Below are 18,323 nucleotides of genomic sequence, written 5' to 3'. Positions count from 1 at the left end.
CCTGTCACGGAGAATTTTTAACTACGGGGTTGGTTTATTGCTTCAGTCCCATTGCATCGCGCATGGTAAAGAACAAATCTGTTTGGTCGGTTAGACCCATTACATTGGCAGCATGTGGACCGTATGCGGCAACACGCAATTGAGCACCAGTATGCTCTTGTGAATCTTCTTCCTCAGAGTTACCGTAATTGACCACCATCACTGAACCATCTTTGGTGATCAGTGCCTGAGTTAAACCCGATGATTTAGTCCCTTCAGGAATAATTTGGCTAGAATGGGAGTGGTCAGCCGTCACGATAACTAGCGTATCGCCATGTTTCTTCGCAAAATCTAAACCAACTTGAACCGCTTGGTCTAATGAAATTGTTTCACCAATTTGTCCGCATGGATTCGCTTTATGATCCTGCTTATCGATAGATGCGCTTTCAACTTGTAGGAAGAAACCATTCGGATTCACTTGCAACAAATCAATCGCTTTTTGTGTCATCTGAGCCAATGTTGGTGCATTCGGATCGAGTTTAGCGTTTGGTTTACACTCTAACGGCGGGTTATTCAAGTTGCCATGATACGTGGCTTTTGGGCCTTCTAATGCAATGGTCATGTTACCATCATGGAACAGACCTAATACTGGCTTATCTTGATTGGCTTCTTTGATTGCATCCAAAGATTTTGCATCACGAACGATACTGAAACCACGTTCGGTTGCCTGTTGTTCTAATGTTTTTCCTTTGTAATCACCAGCTTTAGCTTCCTGCTTAAAGCTCTTCGCACCACCGCCTAACGTAACATCAGCACGCGTTATTAACAGCTGTTCAGAGATAGAACCACGACCGCCATTTTCTAAAGCATTTGTCGCACATTTCTCACTAGTCTCTTCCGGACCGTAACATTTACGCGCTGTGACGTGAGAAAATTGTGCCGCTGGCGTCGCATCTTGAATTTCAGACGTTGTCACGTTACCCGTTGCTTTACCGCTACGTTTAGCAAGCTCAATCAGCGTGTCATGGTCCTTACTAAATACATCAACCCCTAATGCGCCATTATACGTTTTCACACCTGAAGACCATGCTGTCGCCGATGCTGCAGAATCTGTGACATAATCTGGTTTTTGGGTCTTTTTATCTAACGCATAGTGAGTATATTGGCCTGTGATTGGCAATGCATCGATACCTTTAAAGAAACCGCCAGCACCTTCCGCATAGTTACGTGCAACAGTAATTTCAGAATCACCCATCCCATCGCCAATAAATAAAATCACGTTTTTTGCTTGGCCATTATGCAGAGCGGCTTTCATAATATCCGTTTGCTCTGTGGATAAACGACGAGCTCCGCCAAACTTAGTGATATCCCCTTTCGCGGCACGACTTTCTGAAACGGCTTCATTTTTATCTACCGCATAAGCTGGAATTGCAGCACCTAAAATTAACGTACTTACAGCAACGGCTAACATAGATTTAATAAACTGACCTGTCATAACTGTTTTCCTTGCCAATCAATAAATAAAATAAAATGGATTTACTTCGAATAATGACCAGCATGCTAAAGCAGCCAGATGACAGTTGAATGACGGTTTTATGTCGATATAAAGATGATTGTCATAAATGCGAAACGCCCTTACTGGGCGTTATTTGATAAATCATTTTTATTTATTAGCTGGTGTATCAGCTGTAAAGCACTGAGTAAACGATGCCTCTGCAACTGTGTTAAGCGTAAATATCGCCGAGCCGCAGGAAGCCGGCTAACCATTTCAGATGCAGTGAAAGGCTCAATTTCACAACGCCAAACGCCATCTTGGATTTCAATAGAGCAATACGTAAAATCCAGCTCCTCAAGTGTTTGTTGGATCACAGGATACTGATTTAACTGGTTGATGAACATCTGCCCATCCACTTGTTTAGACGTATAATGCACCTGTTTTTTACGTGTGGTTCCGGCTGTTTTCACATCAATACGTGCCACTAACTTTTCATTACACTGACCAGATATTGCAAAACGGCTATGTACAATGAAAGCCATAAATAACGTTTTTACCCGTTCAGTAACTTGAACAGTTAACCCCTGAGGCAGATGAATGAGTAGCTCCCCTGGCGTCCTCCACTCACAAGGATAGGGCGTAATATCCTTTTCAATCCGATTGAGCGTTAGTCCTGCTTGATAACCCGCAGGAAGACGCTTTTGAGTTAATTTCTGCCACCATGAATATTTAGGCAAGGTTACGTAAAGGCTCAAGTTCTACCTCCTCAATACTTTCATCAGCAAAAGAATTCGATAACACTTGCTCCACAGGAACAGGTTTGAACGGATTTACTTTCTGTACCAGTACTGTCCAGCCCAACGCATAGCTCGCGGTAAGCCCTAACATGATGGCAAATGGAATATATACATCCGCTTTATTCATACCCGGCGGGGTGATGTAAACAATGGCTAAAATGATCCCCACACTAGAAATGATTTGCGGAATTGGGAAGAACGGAGAACGATAGGCTCGATGTAAGTCAGGGCGACGAATTCGCAATAAAACAACAGAAATAGTGACTAATAAATATGCCGTTCCCCAAGAGCAAACTGCCGCCAAAACCAGAGGAATGATACGTTCCAAATCCCCTTGAATAGCAAAGGCATGTAAGCATGGGATCATAACTGCGATTAAAATACCAAATACAGGGGTTTTAAAACGTGGATGTAAATACGCAAAGATCCGAGGCAATGCCCCATCCAGCGCCATCCCATACAGAATACGAGGAACCGCTGCCATCAAAGTATTGATCGTCGCTCCGCCAGCAAGCAGTAATGCGATCCCAATCCAATATTTACCGAAATCGCCCATAATTTGACCCGCAAATGCAGGGATCGCCATAGGTGTTTCTAATAAGCTCACTCCATTTTGTGGATCAATAATCACGTTTTCGACTTGATTCGTCAGCGCCGCGCCGAAAAGGAACATACAAAATGCAACACCGCATAAGCCGGTTGCCATTGCCCTAGGGATCACTTTCGCCGAATTTTTAATTTCAGGAGCCATCGGAGTGACTAATTCACACCCCACAAACATGAACATCGCCATGCCAATAAAACTTAATACCAAGGTGGGATCTGAAATATTTAGCCCTTGTCCAAACCAGCCATCAGTAGAGACATGAAATGGCATGAGTAATCCACAAATACTGAAAATAACCAATGTGCTCCACATGGCAAAAGTCAGCACTACTTCCACCTTACCAAAGGCTTCAATCCCAAATGCATTCAATAACCCGAACGCAATCACTAAACCCACCCCAACCATCCAAGAAGAGTTATTAGTTTCTAGTACGGTATTGAGGCTTTCAAAATTGACTAATGCCATAATTCCCGACAGGATGGTTTCCGCGGTTCCAGCAAAGACATGCACAATCAGGTAAGCAGACAAAGCACCAGTAATAGCCCAAAATCGCCCCATCCCACACGAAATATAGTCGTAAACAGATCCCGAAGTTGGCAGGATTGCCGCAGCTTCAGAGAAAGTCGTTAACTGAGCCTGCATCATAATAAAACTTAATAAAACCGCTAAAGCAAAAGTGTCTCCGCCAATGCCAAATCCGCTTGTCACAGTCAAAATCACGGGACTTGCCATGATCACACCGACGGAACTGGCTAGTGTCGTTGGAAAACCCACCTTCCCGTTCTCAATATGTGAGGATAATTTTGAGGATAAATTCATTTTGTTTCCCTCTCTTTGCAACAACCATAATTGTGAAATTTTTGTAAAAACAGAGTGGCTGTATTCTCACTATAGAAATAAGCATAAACATGCCGCTATCGTCCTTTTGGACGATACCTAGAGGGAGGGGAGTCTGAATTTATGACGACGAAAAGTACTGTTTTATTTTAATGAAAAAATAATAATTATTAAGATATCAATAATTAACCAATAAGACGCTCATTAATATATTAATAAACAAACAGCGAAAGATACCAAAAATTAGAAAACTGCATTTCTTATAGAAAAAACAAGTTTTAAATAGTGTAATCAAGCTCACGTTATTAATATGTTTACTTTATGTTAACACCAATACATAGCATGATGGTTTATAACCTAACTATTAATGGAGATTGAATGGAACAGCCTCTATTTAGCTACCATCAACAAGCATTAATCGACTGTTGCCTAAATACGATTGCCCATATCATTCCTATTTCCGCCGCCGTTTACTATCTCGTTAATGATTATTGGCAACCTGAAAATCATGTGTTGTATGGGATATCACCGCATATGCATCATGAATATCTAACGCATTTTTCTCATCACGATCCGTTACATCCCGATCACTTTCGTGGTGAGGATTTACGATTAGTCAAAATGGCGCCCGAAATGCGTCAGCAAAATCAAACTTTTTTCCATGACTTTATGCAGCCTAACCAACTAGCGGATATGGCAGAAATTTTTATTCGTCGTAAAAATAAAATTATTGCGGGAATCTCCGTGCTCAGAGATAAACCTTTCACACCACAAGAGGTCGTGAGACTGAATGCGATTCTACCCATTGCGGAATTGATGACATTTGATGTCCTGCCTGACTCATTAGTTTCATACACGCCTAAAGAGCAGGAAATTATTCATTTAGTACGAGAAGGCGCTAGTAATAAGCGAATTGCGTTGCTACTGGGAATATCCCTTTCTACAGTGAAAACTCATTTGAGGAATATTTTTACTAAGGCGAATGTGAGTAACCGAACCGAGTTAGTATCATCCGGCTTCATTATTCGCCAAGACAAAATTTTGTAAAAAAATCCCGGCTAAAAAGCCGGGAAAACCTGTTGCTTTACAGAAAAAACAAAACCACCAGAACACTAATAACGTATCATTACCGATTTCAATTCTGTGTAATGCTCAATGAAAGCACTACCAAACTCCCGTCCAATTCCTGATGATTTAATCCCTCCAAAAGGAACCGCAGGATCAAGGAAAGTATGCATATTCACCCAAACTGTCCCTGCTTCAATTTGAGACACCATCCGCATGGCTTTACCAAGGTCATTCGTCCATACGCTAGCCGCTAATCCAAATGGTGTGCTATTCATCATGCTAATTAATTCATCTTCATCGTCATAGCTTAAGAATGTACCCACTGGACCAAAAGTTTCTTCCTGCATTAAAATATCATTTGGGCTATTTGCACGAATGATGGTTGGAGGAACAAAATATCCCGCACCAGCAATCGGCTGACCACCATAAACAATTTCACTACCATCTTGGCGTGCTTTTTCAAACAAGCTTAGAATTTTATCGTAGTGTGCCTTATTGGCTAATGGCCCCATTTCTGTCGTTTCGTCTAATGGAGAGCCAATTTTCATTGTTGATAAACGCACTTTTAATGCATCAAGAACGTCATCCATTAGCTTCGATGGAATATAAAAACGTTCTGCCGCTGCACAGATTTGGCCTTGGTTTAAATAACCAGCCTCAATGATGCCATTAACAATCTTATCAACAGGCAAGTCTGCCAAGAATGCGGCTCCATTCTTTCCACCCAGCTCCAGAGTTACGCGAGTCAGTTTGCTTTCCATAGCCGAGCGTCCTACCGCTAATCCCGTAGGAACCGAACCAGTAAAAGTCACTTTTGAGCAGAGTGAATGATGAATTAATGCAGGACCGACTTCACGCCCACCACCATTAACAATGTTAATCACACCATCGGGAATACCCGCTTCCTTCGCTAATTCAGCAACCCGTAACATTGTTAGCGGTGTAAATTCACTGGGTTTCAGTACAATCGTACAACCGCAGGTTAATGCCGCAGCCAATTTCCAAATGGAAATCATAATCGAGAAATTCCAAGGAATAATGCCAGCAACCACACCGACGGGCTCTCGCTGAGTAAATGCTGAATATTTTTCACCATGAAATGAAGGTAGCGAAACGTTCAGAGTTTCACCACTGATCTTGGTTGCCCATCCAGCAAAATAACGTAAGAACTGGGCAGCAGAGCCCACCTCAAGAAAACGCGATAATTGAATAGTTTTTCCTGAGCTTAAGGTTTCTAACTGAGCTAACTCTTCTAAATGCTTTTCCAATAAATCGGCTAAGCGGCTCAGGCAATTACCTCGCTCCATTGGCGTGGTATTTGCCCATGAACCTTTAAATGCAGTATAAGCCGCATCCATTGCAGCATCGACTTCGGCCAATGTTCCTTCTTTGACTTTAGCTATAACCTGCTCGGTGGCTGGATTCACAACGTCGAAATAAGTATTTCCCTTGCCAGAAACAGGCAATCCATTGATAAAATGGCCATGTTGGCGTTTAAGGAATTCTGTGACTTCTGGTAATAGGGCTAACTCACTCATCGTTATCTCCACCTCGTTAATTTATCTAATTACGCATTCACGCAAGCTAAATAATGTTTCACAAAACGCTCAGCATTAATTTCCCACAGTACTTCAGTGCCTTTCTCTGCAAACCAAGTATCACCTTTATGGTATTCCACTGTAACCCCAGTTTTTATGTCAGTTAATTTCACCGAACCTTCATGCACTGTTGCCATCTCATCAAATGGGTAAACCATTTTGAACTTACCTTTGGTGCACGCAAAAATGCCGCAAGTCAGATTATCCGTTGGTTCACCATGGACCATAGCGACGCTAGCCTGTGGGTCGCCTTCAACGACAACGGATCCTAAATTAGTTACGCTACCGATATTCAGTAGCTCAGGAAGTGGTTTGTTTAACAGTAATGGGCTGATCATATTTATTTACCTTGTATTTAATGAAATCAAAAAGCTAAAACCAATTGAGAGAATTTAACGGCGCCCTTGCCAATATCCAGAGACTTGATGCCAACATTTTGCGAGGGATACAATTGCATTTCTCATGCTATCTTTCCCCACGATATTGGCATGGGGAATCGAGCTCATCAGGTCATAGCGACTAGAGCCTTCTGCCATTCCTTCCGCTAGCACTTTACAAACAATCTGGCTTGGAGTGACGCCAAAACCGGAATACCCTTGCACATAAAAAACATTGTTATGACCAGGAATAGTGCCAATTTGTGGGAATAAATTGGCGCTGCAAGCCATTGGACCACCCCATGCCAACTCGATTTTCACATCTTTCAAGTATGGGAAAACGTTCAACATTAACTTGCGGTTCCACGCTTTTAAGTCGGATGGAATATACTCAAGAAAATAGGTTGAGCTTCCAAACAACAAGCGGTTTTCATTTGTCACACGGTAGTAGTCAATCACAGGGCGAATATCACTGTATGCGCCACGAATAGGGCTGATACGCTCAATCAGCTCATCAGAGAGCTCTTCCGTCATCAGTTGATAGGCATAGGTATTAATTGTTTTTGGATACAGCATTGGCTCAAGACCATTTAAAAATCCATCACAAGCCCACAGCATTTTCTTCGCTTTGACCGATCCCATTGCCGTACGAACAGTAACGGTATCGCCATATTCAACATTCAGTACTTGGCTATTTTCAAAAATTTTCGCGCCATATTCACTGACTGCTTTTGCCTCACCTAACAGCAAGTTAAGGGAATGAACATGCCCTCCTCCCATGTGTTTTATTCCACAGGTATAAGCATCAGAGCCAATGATTTGTTTTAAATCGGACCCGGTATAAAATTCAATTTCTTCATCCGGAGCAACTGCTTTGAAATCTGTTAGCCAGCTACGTAATGTTTTTTCTTGGCGCTTATTACTGCCTAAATAGGCATAACCATGGCAAAAATCCGCATCAATATTATATTTAGCAATGCGGTCGCGCATAATACCTGCACCCATATTGCTAAGTTTAAAAATTGTTTCTAAACCTTCAGAACCAACATGCTTCTTGATTGCATCTAAGTCATGACCAATGCCAGCCATCACTTGTCCACCATTTCGCCCTGTACCACCATAGCCAAGATGACGCCCTTCAAGGATAGCAATATTAGTGATGCCTTTTTCACACAGCTCCAGTGCAGTATTTATGCCTGAAAAACCACCACCGATAATCACGACATCAACGTCTAGATCTTCTTTTAATGTAGGAAAACGCAGATCATATTTTTTTGTTGCTGAGTAATAAGTTAATGATTCTACTTGGTTATTCATAATGGATACCCTGTCTAGTATCTTACAATAACCTTGATTATGTTAACCCAGCATTAACATTTACATAGCCCTTTAGGGACATTCTAAAACATAAAATTAACATCTGTGATGCAAGTACAGTATTAACTTATAAATGATATAAAAAAATTTTAAATATTCTTTTTAAATTTTAATAAGTTAATTGGTTATTTTTATATTAATGGAAATGGTTATCCACGACTAAACGAGATGAAAAATGAGGAGGTAAGCTAAAAATATTTCTCTGAAACAATTATTCAGTACCAATATTATTGCTTTATTGGTGTCATTAATAAGTTAAATAACTCGACTTGTGAGCCTATACCGAGTTTTTGATAGATATTTTTTCGGTGATTTTTCACGGTTCCTAAACTGATGAATAAGGTATCTGCTATCTGCGGGGAACCTTTACCTTCCAAAACTAACTCAACAACCTCACACTCTCTTGGCGTTAGGCCAAAACAGGTTTGTAAATCTGTATGTCGATAATCACTAGAGACTGAATTAGGAACCACATCTTTATGGAGCCTAGCGATACTCCTAATAATATCAAAAGCTTCTTTCAATGGTGCCCGCTTACTTTCTTCTGATAACAAAGGCTTTTCTTCATTACCAAAAAAGATAGCCAGCTGCCTATCACGAGAGATCTCCAACAGTAAGCCCGCCTCATCACACCATCCCGTTTTACGGTAAAAATTCAGATAATAATCCGTATGGTGAAAACCTTTTGGTGCTAGCTCTTTTAAGGTCAATACCTTAGAACTTCCTCCCTTTTGCAGTTCTTGATAAAAGGGATCCATTAAATAAGCGCCACGTTGATATAAGCGATTAATATTATCGCTATTACGCGTTTCAACTTTAGAGAGAAAACGAGGAGCTCCCCCTTTTTCGAAGGCATAAATAATCGCGTTATCAAAAGCAATAAAAGAAGAGAGCCAAGATAAGAGGTTAGGATAGAACTGGTTGGTAGCAACAGAATCAATAAGATGGGGTAACTTATTTAGATAATTATCCATTATACCCCCTATTCATTAACTCATTAATAAGCCCCTGCCAAACATATTCGAGCAGGGTAGAGTGGTATAAAAACCATATTATGAAAGGAATCTCAATTGATTTGTTATTACTATGTTAATCAAATCACAATGAATGCTGGTTTTGTTAATATTTTTTTAGCAATTACCTGATAAATTGAAAAGAAAAATTCAGAGAGGATATACAGAAAAACAGCCCCGAAAGGCTGTTGATGCATTAATGTTTAATAATGGCTTTTAACTTGGAATAGCGACGAATTAAACGCCATTTTAATTTCAGGGTTGTCGCATGTTTCCAGACGATTTCCCAGTAACCTTTATCAAAGAACATTTGTACCATTTGTTTTTGAATTTCAGGGGATTTTATCGCTAATAGCGCTTGTACGACTCCTAACCCCTCTTTACCTACTTGCCATAAACAGGCTGGTGCTTGCTTAACGTGTTCCGGATAGCGTTGATAAATAGCTAATAACATATCAAGGATTTTCAAATAGGTATTAATCTTGCGTACAGATCTTTCATCACCCGTTAATGAGTGAGAAACAGACTGATTATGAATCAAATATTCATAATACTGCTCATTGATAAATTGCACCCGTTTTGCCACTAACAACATTTCTGTTGTCCAAGGAATATCCTGATGATGCAGCTTTGGCTCAAAGAAAAAGTGATATTCCCTAATAAGCTCTAAACGATAGATATTTAACCAAGTCACATGTAAAAATTTGCGGGAGCTCAACCCCATTTGTAGCCATTGTGGCCCAGTGATCACGCCGGTTGATGGCACTTTATTTGGCGGAAAAATTGCTTTAGGCGCATCACCATTGGTATACACATAAGTACCATTACATGTTGCAACATCTAAATCTCCCTCAAGTGCGATCTCTAATAAACGACCATACATTTTCGGGTTAATTTCATCATCAATATCAGGGAAAGTGATATATTTTCCCGTAGCCTCTACCATTCCCGTATTGCGAGCAACAGAAACACCTTGGTTTTCCTGAAAGAGAACTTTGATATTCTCAAATTTATCTTCATATTGACGAATAACGCCTTCACTATCATCTTTAGAACCGTCGTTAACAACGATCAGTTCCCAGTTTTCCAATTTCTGCGCGATCAGACTATCAAAAAAATGAGGTAAAAATTTTTCACCGTTGTATACGGCTACAACGATACTCAAAACAGGTTGAGAAGACATGTATTAACCTTAAACTAATCAAAAAGATTATAATTAAAAAATATATTCGTTCATTTCATATAAATTTTATAATTAAATCAATATAGTTATGATAGAAGTTACTGATATGGCTCTATTATTACTCAAATACCCAAATAGTTGTGAACTAATTTTTACTTCTTTGATCTAACAAACATCAATTATACCTCACGATAACAGAAGGATCCTCCCGTGGCTGGAAGTAGCTTACTTGCCTTATTAGATGATATTGCCGCAGTATTAGATGACGTATCCGTCATGACAAAAATGGCAGCAAAGAAAACATCGGGAGTTTTAGGGGATGACCTCGCCTTAAACGCTCAACAAGTGACTGGGGTGCGCGCCGATAGGGAGTTGCCTGTTGTCTGGTCCGTTGCAAAAGGCTCTTTTCTCAATAAGTTAATTTTGGTACCACTGGCATTATTGATTAGTGCATTTATTCCCTGGGCAGTGACTCCACTTCTAATGGTAGGAGGTGCATATCTTTGTTTTGAGGGGGCAGAAAAGCTAGCGCATAAATTTTTGCATAAAAATAGTCAAGAGCCGTCGGAAACACAGCAAGTTGAGCTATCTCCAGAAGACATTGCTGAATTTGAAAAACAAAAAATTAAAGGCGCAATTCGTACTGATTTTGTGCTATCCGCTGAAATTATCGCTATCACTCTAGGTATTGTCTCCTCAACGACTTTTCTCAATCAAGTTGTTGTCCTATCACTCATTGCTATTGTCATGACTATCGGAGTATATGGATTAGTTGCAGGGATAGTAAAACTCGATGATTTAGGGTTTTATTTACAGAAAAAAGCATCAGCGATCTTACGTAAATTCGGTAACGGGCTAATTTATGCTACGCCTTATCTCATGAAAACACTTTCCGTCGTTGGAACTGCGGCAATGTTTATGGTCGGGGGAGGTATACTCACACATGGAATTTCTTACCCGCATTCATGGATAGAAAAAGTCGCTGAAATGTCGGCGATGACACCCGCAATTGGCGCTATTTTGCAATTTTTAACGCCTTCTATTCTTAACTTAGTGTTCGGGTTGGTTATTGGTTTAATCATTGTGCTAATCTTCAGTGTTTTCGCTCACTTTAAAAAAGCCAAACCCTCGCTAAAATAGCTGATAAATAGCATTAATCTTATGTGATATTTCGTGAATTAGCGTTGCGCCAGAGGAAAAAGGATTATGCCAACACTTTACCGCCGTTTCTCAATTATCAATCAAGTCATTGGGTTGATGTTATTAATTGCGATCCTAGGTATTATCGGCATGACTATATCTAATCGCATGATCATCAGTGCGCAAGGCAATGCCCATGCAATTAATACCTCTGGCTCATTACGTATGCAAAGCTACCGCTTACTTTCCTTGACGCCTCTAAATCAACAAAATCAAAGCTACCTTAATGAGTTAGAAAACGACTTATTAAGCCCCGAATTAACCCAAGTTGTCAAAATCGAAAATCTAACACCGCAATTTAATAAAATACATGACTTTTGGCTAAATACCCTAAAGCCTGCACTTACTCAAGCTTCATCTCCAGATGATGCCCGCTACGAAGTCATTACTTTTGTTAACATGCTCAATGAGCTCGTTCATAATATTGATGATATTACCGAGAGAAAAATTGCCTATGTTGCGATGACACAACTCATTTTTATCAGTCTCGTTTTCTTATTATTAACAGGCACTATATGGCATCTAAGACGAAAAATTTACTACCCTTGGATGAAGTTACTTTCTATGGTGAATGCGATTGGTCAAAAGGATTTTAGCCAACGTTACCCATTAAAAAATAATAAACAAGATGAGCTCAATGCCCTCGGTGAAACACTAAACCACATGTCTGATGAACTAGCACAAAGCTATCATCAGCTTGAAAAACGGGTTGCAGAAAAAACAGCTGACCTATTAGCTAAAAATCGTGTTTTATCTTATCTGTACCAGTCAAATCAAATTTTGCACTCTTCAGATACACTCTATTCAAGGCTACAAAAGGTCTTAGTAGAATTAAAAAGTATCACGCAATTAAAAAATCTACGTATAAGACTGTATGAAGATAGTAATGAAAAATACTTTCATGAAATCTCTTATTTTTCTAGTCCTGCTGCTCAGGATATGGAATTAACTCATGCGGTTGATCCGTTTAGATCTCAGGAAATGATTTTTAATAACCCACAAATACTACAGTGGGATCTATCTGATAACATGCATCGATATGGTGTTATTATCGGTGAAATTGAGCAAAACCAACCATTTGCAGATGAAAAAAATAAACTGGTACTGATGTTAGCTAAGCAAATTTCAGGCATGTTAACAATGGAGCAGCAAATAGAACAGCAGCAGCAATTACTCATTATGGACGAGCGTGCAGCCATTGCTCGAGAGCTGCATGACTCAATTGCACAGTCACTCTCGTGCCTCAAAATGCAAATTAGCTATCTACAAATGCAACCCGAACCTCTACCGGAAACCACTAAACATTTACTCAATGAGATGCGTACTGAAATCAATACTGCGTATAGCCAATTACGTGAATTACTGACGACATTCCGTTTAAAATTGACTGAGTCTGGTTTATTGCCCTCACTTAAAAGCACGCTTGATGAATTTAGCGAACGTATTGGATTCAAGATTCAACTTAGCTATGACATACCAGCTAAAAGTATTTCACCTCATCAATCGATTCATATAATTCAAATAATACGCGAAGCGCTAAGCAATATTTTAAAGCATGCGAATGCAAACTGGGCAGCCATATCCCTAAGCCAAGATCGAGGAATAGTCACCATTACCATTGATGATAATGGTCGAGGAATAGATGACAATCCCAATAAGATCAATCACTATGGTTTAATCATTATGAGGGAAAGAGCGCTCAGCTTGAATGGTGAATGCTATATAACACCACGAGTTCAAGGGGGAACCGAGGTTAAAGTAACTTTCCCTCTGTCAGAAGTTTAATACGCCGGAAAAAATCATTCATGGAGACCCAAAATAAATGAACGAAAAATCAACGATCTTACTCATTGATGATCATCCGATGCTAAGAAATGGTGTAAAACAGCTAATTAGCTTAGAACCTTCATTACAGGTCATCGGAGAAGCAGGTGATGGGAAGACAGGGATCCAAATTGCAGAAGAACAAGATCCTGACTTAATTCTTCTGGATCTTAATATGCCAGGGATGAATGGATTTGAAACCCTTGATGAATTAAGAAAGCGCGAACTCTCAGGTCGGATCATTTTATTTACTGTGTCCAATTATAGTGATGATCTTGTGAGTGCATTAAAAAGAGGTGCTGATGGATATTTACTCAAAGATATGGAGCCTGAAGAGTTAATTATTGCACTAAAAGAAGCGGCAAGTGGCAAGATGGTCGTTAGCCCAACATTAACTTCAGTGCTAGCTGAATCGCTAAGAGATCATCAGACACAATCGGAAAGTGATGCTGTAGCCTTAACCCCAAGAGAGTCGGATATTTTGGAACTCATTGCTCAAGGGTTATCTAATAAAATGATTGCACGAAATTTAGATATTGCAGAAAGTACAGTAAAAGTACATGTCAAACATCTACTAAAAAAGTTAAATTTAAAATCTAGAGTAGAAGCTGCCGTTTGGGTATTACAACAGAAATAAGATGTTAAATAATTCATAGCTACATGACCACATCATCTAGCTATGAATTTTCCTCGTTACTATCCCCACCATAAACCCATATCAATAGCTCTAATCTACAAGCTAATTTTTTCCAGTTATAATAAGCTCGTTGAAGACTTATCTATGAAAAATACAAAATGATGAAAGAAGAACAACTTATTTTAGTTAATGAACAAGATATTGAAATTGGTACGATGCCAAAATTACTTGCTCATCAAGAAGGTCGTTTACATCGGGCATTTTCTATTTTTATTTTTAATAATAAAAATGAATTGCTGATTCAGCAACGAGCTTTCCATAAATATCATTCCGCAGGTCAGTGGGCTAATTCATGCTGTAGCCACCCTAGACCTCAAGAAAATACATTAGATGCCGCTATACGTCGGTTAGATGAAGAACTTGGGTTCAAGACTGAGCTAAAACATGTCGATGCTTTTATCTACTATGCAGACGTTAATGGTGGATTAATTGAGCATGAGTATGACCATATTTTTGTTGGTTATTATAATGGTGACTTTAAACCTAATTCCAATGAAGTGAATGCAGTCCGTTGGGTTGGAATTGAATTGCTGAATCAAGAGGTTCATGAGGAACCCACAAAATTTACCCCATGGTTTAAAGCAATTTTAGCAAAATATCCTTTATTGAACTTTACTATCTGATTTTAAAATACCTTAATTCAGTAAAATTGGCTCTATTACATTTATCTCTATTTAAGATAAAAATACTAATAAATAGCTGTTTATACCCCAAAGCCTAAAATATCCCTTCAGTTATTTCCCACTAAAACCCGATGTATTACACATTAATATTCCAAATCGCTTATATTTTTTCGTCATTAATCAGAACTGACTCAGCACAAGAAGATATACGCCAGGAAAAGTACAAGAAAGAAAAGAAGAAAGGAAGAGCGGAAGAAAGGGATCGAAAAAAAATCACCTAGGGGTTCAATGACGGATTGGGTTAATTGACGGATGAGTTTCAGTACCTTTGCCAACTTAAAATTGGAAAACGATTGAACCTCTTCAACTGTCACCAAGCACCCAACGCAAAAAAGCCACCCATTGGGTGGCTTCTCGGCTAATTTAATGTCTGGCAGTTCCCTACTCTCACATGGGGAGACCCCACACTACCATCGGCGCTACGGCGTTTCACTTCTGAGTTCGGCATGGGGTCAGGTGGGACCACCGCGCTATTGCCGCCAGACAAATTCTGTTTATTCCCGTTTAAGTCTTTTATCCTTAAACCAGAACATCAATCCTGAACAAGCTGCTGTGTCCTTCACCTTTCGGCTTCTCACTCGCTATTGAAAATCAACTTCATCTCTCTAAAACACCTTCGGTGTTGTCAGGTTAAGCCTCACGGTTCATTAGTATTGGTTAGCTCAACGTATCGCTACGCTTACACACCCAACCTATCAACGTCTTAGTCTTAAACGTTCCTTTAGGACCCTTAAAGGGTCAGGGAAGACTCATCTCAAGGCAAGTTTCCCGCTTAGATGCTTTCAGCGGTTATCTCTTCCGCACTTAGCTACCGGGCAATGCCATTGGCATGACAACCCGAACACCAGTGGTGCGTCCACTCCGGTCCTCTCGTACTAGGAGCAGCCCCTTTCAATCTTCCAACGCCCACGGCAGATAGGGACCGAACTGTCTCACGACGTTCTAAACCCAGCTCGCGTACCACTTTAAACGGCGAACAGCCGTACCCTTGGGACCTACTTCAGCCCCAGGATGTGATGAGCCGACATCGAGGTGCCAAACACCGCCGTCGATATGAACTCTTGGGCGGTATCAGCCTGTTATCCCCGGAGTACCTTTTATCCGTTGAGCGATGGCCCTTCCATTCAGAACCACCGGATCACTAAGACCTACTTTCGTACCTGCTCGAGCTGTCACTCTCGCAGTCAAGCTGGCTTATGCCTTTGCACTAACCGCATGATGTCCGACCATGCTTAGCCAACCTTCGTGCTCCTCCGTTACTCTTTGGGAGGAGACCGCCCCAGTCAAACTACCCACCAGACACTGTCCGCACCCCAGATAATGGGGCCACGTTAGAACATCAAACATTAAAGGGTGGTATTTCAAGGTTGGCTCCATGCAGACTAGCGTCCACACTTCAAAGCCTCCCACCTATCCTACACATCAAGGCTCAATGTTCAGTGTCAAGCTATAGTAAAGGTTCACGGGGTCTTTCCGTCTTGCCGCGGGTACACTGCATCTTCACAGCGAGTTCAATTTCACTGAGTCTCGGGTGGAGACAGCCTGGCCATCATTACGCCATTCGTGCAGGTCGGAACTTACCCGACAAGGAATTTCGCTACCTTAGGACCGTTATAGTTACGGCCGCCGTTTACTGGGGCTTCGATCAAGAGCTTCTCCTTACGGATAACCCCATCAATTAACCTTCCAGCACCGGGCAGGCGTCACACCGTATACGTCCACTTTCGTGTTTGCACAGTGCTGTGTTTTTAATAAACAGTTGCAGCCAGCTGGTATCTTCGACTGGCTTCAGCTCCATCCGCAAGGGACTTCACCTAATGCCAGCGTGCCTTCTCCCGAAGTTACGGCACCATTTTGCCTAGTTCCTTCACCCGAGTTCTCTCAAGCGCCTGAGTATTCTCTACCTGACCACCTGTGTCGGTTTGGGGTACGATTAATGATAATCTAGAGCTTAGAGGCTTTTCCTGGAAGCGGGGCATGAGCTACTTCGCCACCGTAGTGACTCGTCATCAGACCTCAGTGTATAGTGAACCGGATTTGCCTAATTCACCCACCTACATCCTTAAACCGGGACAACCGTCGCCCGGCCAGCCTAGCCTTCTCCGTCCCCCCATCGCAATTATCACCAGTACGGGAATATTAACCCGTTGCCCATCGACTACGCATTTCTGCCTCGCCTTAGGGGTCGACTCACCCTGCCCCGATTAACGTTGGACAGGAACCCTTGGTCTTCCGGCGTGCGGGTTTTTCACCCGCATTATCGTTACTTATGTCAGCATTCGCACTTCTGATACCTCCAGCATGCCTCACAGCACACCTTCGCAGGCTTACAGAACGCTCCCCTACCCAACAATATTTACATATCGCTGCCGCAGCTTCGGTGCATGGTTTAGCCCCGTTACATCTTCCGCGCAGGCCGACTCGACCAGTGAGCTATTACGCTTTCTTTAAATGATGGCTGCTTCTAAGCCAACATCCTGGCTGTCTGAGCCTTCCCACTTCGTTTCCCACTTAACCATGACTTTGGGACCTTAGCTGGCGGTCTGGGTTGTTTCCCTCTTCACGACGAACGTTAGCACCCGCCGTGTGTCTCCCGTGATAACATTCTTCGGTATTCGTAGTTTGCATCGAGTTGGTAAGTCGGGATGACCCCCTAGTCGAAACAGTGCTCTACCCCCGAAGATGAGTTCACGAGGCGCTACCTAAATAGCTTTCGGGGAGAACCAGCTATCTCCCGGTTTGATTGGCCTTTCACCCCCAGCCACAAGTCATCCGCTAATTTTTCAACATTAGTCGGTTCGGTCCTCCAGTTAGTGTTACCCAACCTTCAACCTGCCCATGGCTAGATCACCGGGTTTCGGGTCTATACCCTGCAACTTATTCGCCCAGTTAAGACTCGGTTTCCCTACGGCTCCCCTATACGGTTAACCTTGCTACAGAATATAAGTCGCTGACCCATTATACAAAAGGTACGCAGTCACCCTGATAAATCAAGGCTCCCACTGCTTGTACGTACACGGTTTCAGGTTCTATTTCACTCCCCTCGCCGGGGTTCTTTTCGCCTTTCCCTCACGGTACTGGTTCACTATCGGTCAATCAGGAGTATTTAGCCTTGGAGGATGGTCCCCCCATATTCAGACAGGATAACACGTGTCCCGCCCTACTCGTCGAGTTCACAACACCAACACCTTCGGATACGGGGCTATCACCCTATACTGCCGGCCTTTCCAGACCGTTCTCCTGATGCTAATGCTGATTAAGACTCTGGGCTGTTCCCCGTTCGCTCGCCGCTACTAGGGGAATCTCGGTTGATTTCTTTTCCTCGAGGTACTGAGATGTTTCAGTTCCCTCGGTTCGCCTCGTTTGACTATGTATTCATCAAACGATAGTGCAACGGATTGCACTGGGTTTCCCCATTCGGATATCGTCGGTTATAACGGTTCATATCACCTTACCGACGCTTTTCGCAGATTAGCACGTCCTTCATCGCCTCTGATTGCCTAGGCATCCACCGTGTACGCTTAGTCGCTTAACCTCACAACCCGAAGGTGTCTTCTTACAACGAGTGACTGTGCTTCATGATTTCGG

At 41.6% G+C, this 18,323-nt stretch carries 13 protein-coding genes and 2 rRNA genes; 5 read left to right on the top strand and 10 right to left on the bottom strand.

All coding sequences use genetic code 11. The features are described from left to right. Positions 1-34: 34 nt before the first annotated feature. The 3 genes from phoA to EL244_RS03030 form a co-directional block, all read right to left on the bottom strand. Positions 35-1,474: an alkaline phosphatase gene (gene phoA / locus EL244_RS03040; RefSeq protein ID WP_126458670.1), complete on the bottom strand. Its 1,440-nt coding sequence runs from the start codon at positions 1,472-1,474 to the stop codon at positions 35-37. Between the two features lie 140 nt (positions 1,475-1,614). Next, on the bottom strand, positions 1,615-2,229 hold the full coding sequence (locus tag EL244_RS03035) for a DUF3156 family protein (protein WP_230084876.1): 615 nt from the start codon (positions 2,227-2,229) through the stop codon (positions 1,615-1,617). Further along, on the bottom strand, positions 2,204-3,697 hold the full coding sequence (locus tag EL244_RS03030) for an APC family permease (RefSeq protein WP_039855650.1): 1,494 nt from the start codon (positions 3,695-3,697) through the stop codon (positions 2,204-2,206). The genes EL244_RS03035 and EL244_RS03030 overlap by 26 nt, the downstream gene beginning before the upstream one ends. Positions 3,698-4,093: 396 nt before the next feature. Here EL244_RS03030 and EL244_RS03025 point away from each other — a divergent pair, with 396 nt between their 5' ends. After that, positions 4,094-4,762, top strand: coding sequence for a helix-turn-helix transcriptional regulator (locus tag EL244_RS03025; protein WP_126436354.1), 669 nt, complete (start codon positions 4,094-4,096; stop codon positions 4,760-4,762). Positions 4,763-4,827: 65 nt separating this feature from the next. Here EL244_RS03025 and EL244_RS03020 read toward each other — a convergent pair whose 3' ends face one another. The 5 genes from EL244_RS03020 to EL244_RS03000 all read right to left on the bottom strand — a co-directional run bounded on the left by EL244_RS03020 (position 4,828) and on the right by EL244_RS03000 (position 10,331). Beyond that, a complete protein-coding gene (locus tag EL244_RS03020) occupies positions 4,828-6,321 on the bottom strand; it encodes an aldehyde dehydrogenase family protein (RefSeq protein WP_126458667.1) in 1,494 nt (497 codons plus the stop codon). A 29-nt stretch (positions 6,322-6,350) separates the two neighbouring features. Continuing rightward, a complete protein-coding gene (locus EL244_RS03015; RefSeq protein ID WP_126458664.1) occupies positions 6,351-6,719 on the bottom strand; it encodes a cupin domain-containing protein in 369 nt (122 codons plus the stop codon). A 54-nt stretch (positions 6,720-6,773) separates the two neighbouring features. Beyond that, complete coding sequence (locus EL244_RS03010) at positions 6,774-8,075, bottom strand: NAD(P)/FAD-dependent oxidoreductase (RefSeq protein ID WP_126458661.1); 1,302 nt, start codon at positions 8,073-8,075, stop codon at positions 6,774-6,776. Between the two features lie 287 nt (positions 8,076-8,362). Next, positions 8,363-9,109, bottom strand: coding sequence for a helix-turn-helix transcriptional regulator (locus EL244_RS03005; RefSeq protein ID WP_126458658.1), 747 nt, complete (start codon positions 9,107-9,109; stop codon positions 8,363-8,365). 235 nt (positions 9,110-9,344) lie between these two features. Beyond that, the gene (locus tag EL244_RS03000) at positions 9,345-10,331 is read right to left on the bottom strand and encodes a glycosyltransferase (RefSeq protein WP_006815918.1); all 987 of its coding nucleotides are present in this window, start codon (positions 10,329-10,331) and stop codon (positions 9,345-9,347) included. Positions 10,332-10,541: 210 nt separating this feature from the next. On the opposite strand from EL244_RS03000, the gene EL244_RS02995 reads away from it, so the two are divergent. The 4 genes from EL244_RS02995 to idi all read left to right on the top strand — a co-directional run bounded on the left by EL244_RS02995 (position 10,542) and on the right by idi (position 14,675). After that, entirely contained in the window at positions 10,542-11,471 is a 930-nt protein-coding gene (locus EL244_RS02995; protein WP_126458655.1) for a DUF808 domain-containing protein, read from the top strand. 66 nt (positions 11,472-11,537) lie between these two features. After that, entirely contained in the window at positions 11,538-13,316 is a 1,779-nt protein-coding gene (narX, locus tag EL244_RS02990; RefSeq protein WP_126458652.1) for a nitrate/nitrite two-component system sensor histidine kinase NarX, read from the top strand. Between the two features lie 37 nt (positions 13,317-13,353). Beyond that, positions 13,354-13,992, top strand: a complete 639-nt coding sequence (gene narL / locus EL244_RS02985; RefSeq protein ID WP_006815921.1) for a two-component system response regulator NarL — start codon at positions 13,354-13,356, stop codon at positions 13,990-13,992. Positions 13,993-14,150: 158 nt separating this feature from the next. Beyond that, positions 14,151-14,675 carry an isopentenyl-diphosphate Delta-isomerase gene (idi, locus tag EL244_RS02980; RefSeq protein WP_126458649.1) on the top strand — a complete coding sequence of 175 codons (525 nt, stop codon included), beginning with the start codon at positions 14,151-14,153 and terminating at the stop codon, positions 14,673-14,675. Between the two features lie 428 nt (positions 14,676-15,103). On the opposite strand, the gene rrf is transcribed toward idi, so the two are convergent. Beyond that, positions 15,104-15,219: ribosomal RNA gene (gene rrf, locus EL244_RS02975) — 5S ribosomal RNA — on the bottom strand. A 142-nt stretch (positions 15,220-15,361) separates the two neighbouring features. Beyond that, positions 15,362-18,270 (bottom strand): 23S ribosomal RNA (locus EL244_RS02970). Between the last annotated feature and the right edge of the window lie 53 nt (positions 18,271-18,323).

The organism is Providencia rustigianii (assembly GCF_900637755.1).
Lineage (GTDB): Bacteria > Pseudomonadota > Gammaproteobacteria > Enterobacterales > Enterobacteriaceae > Providencia > Providencia rustigianii.
Note: the sequence above shows the minus strand (reverse complement) of the source record. Positions and strands in the feature narration are given on the sequence as shown.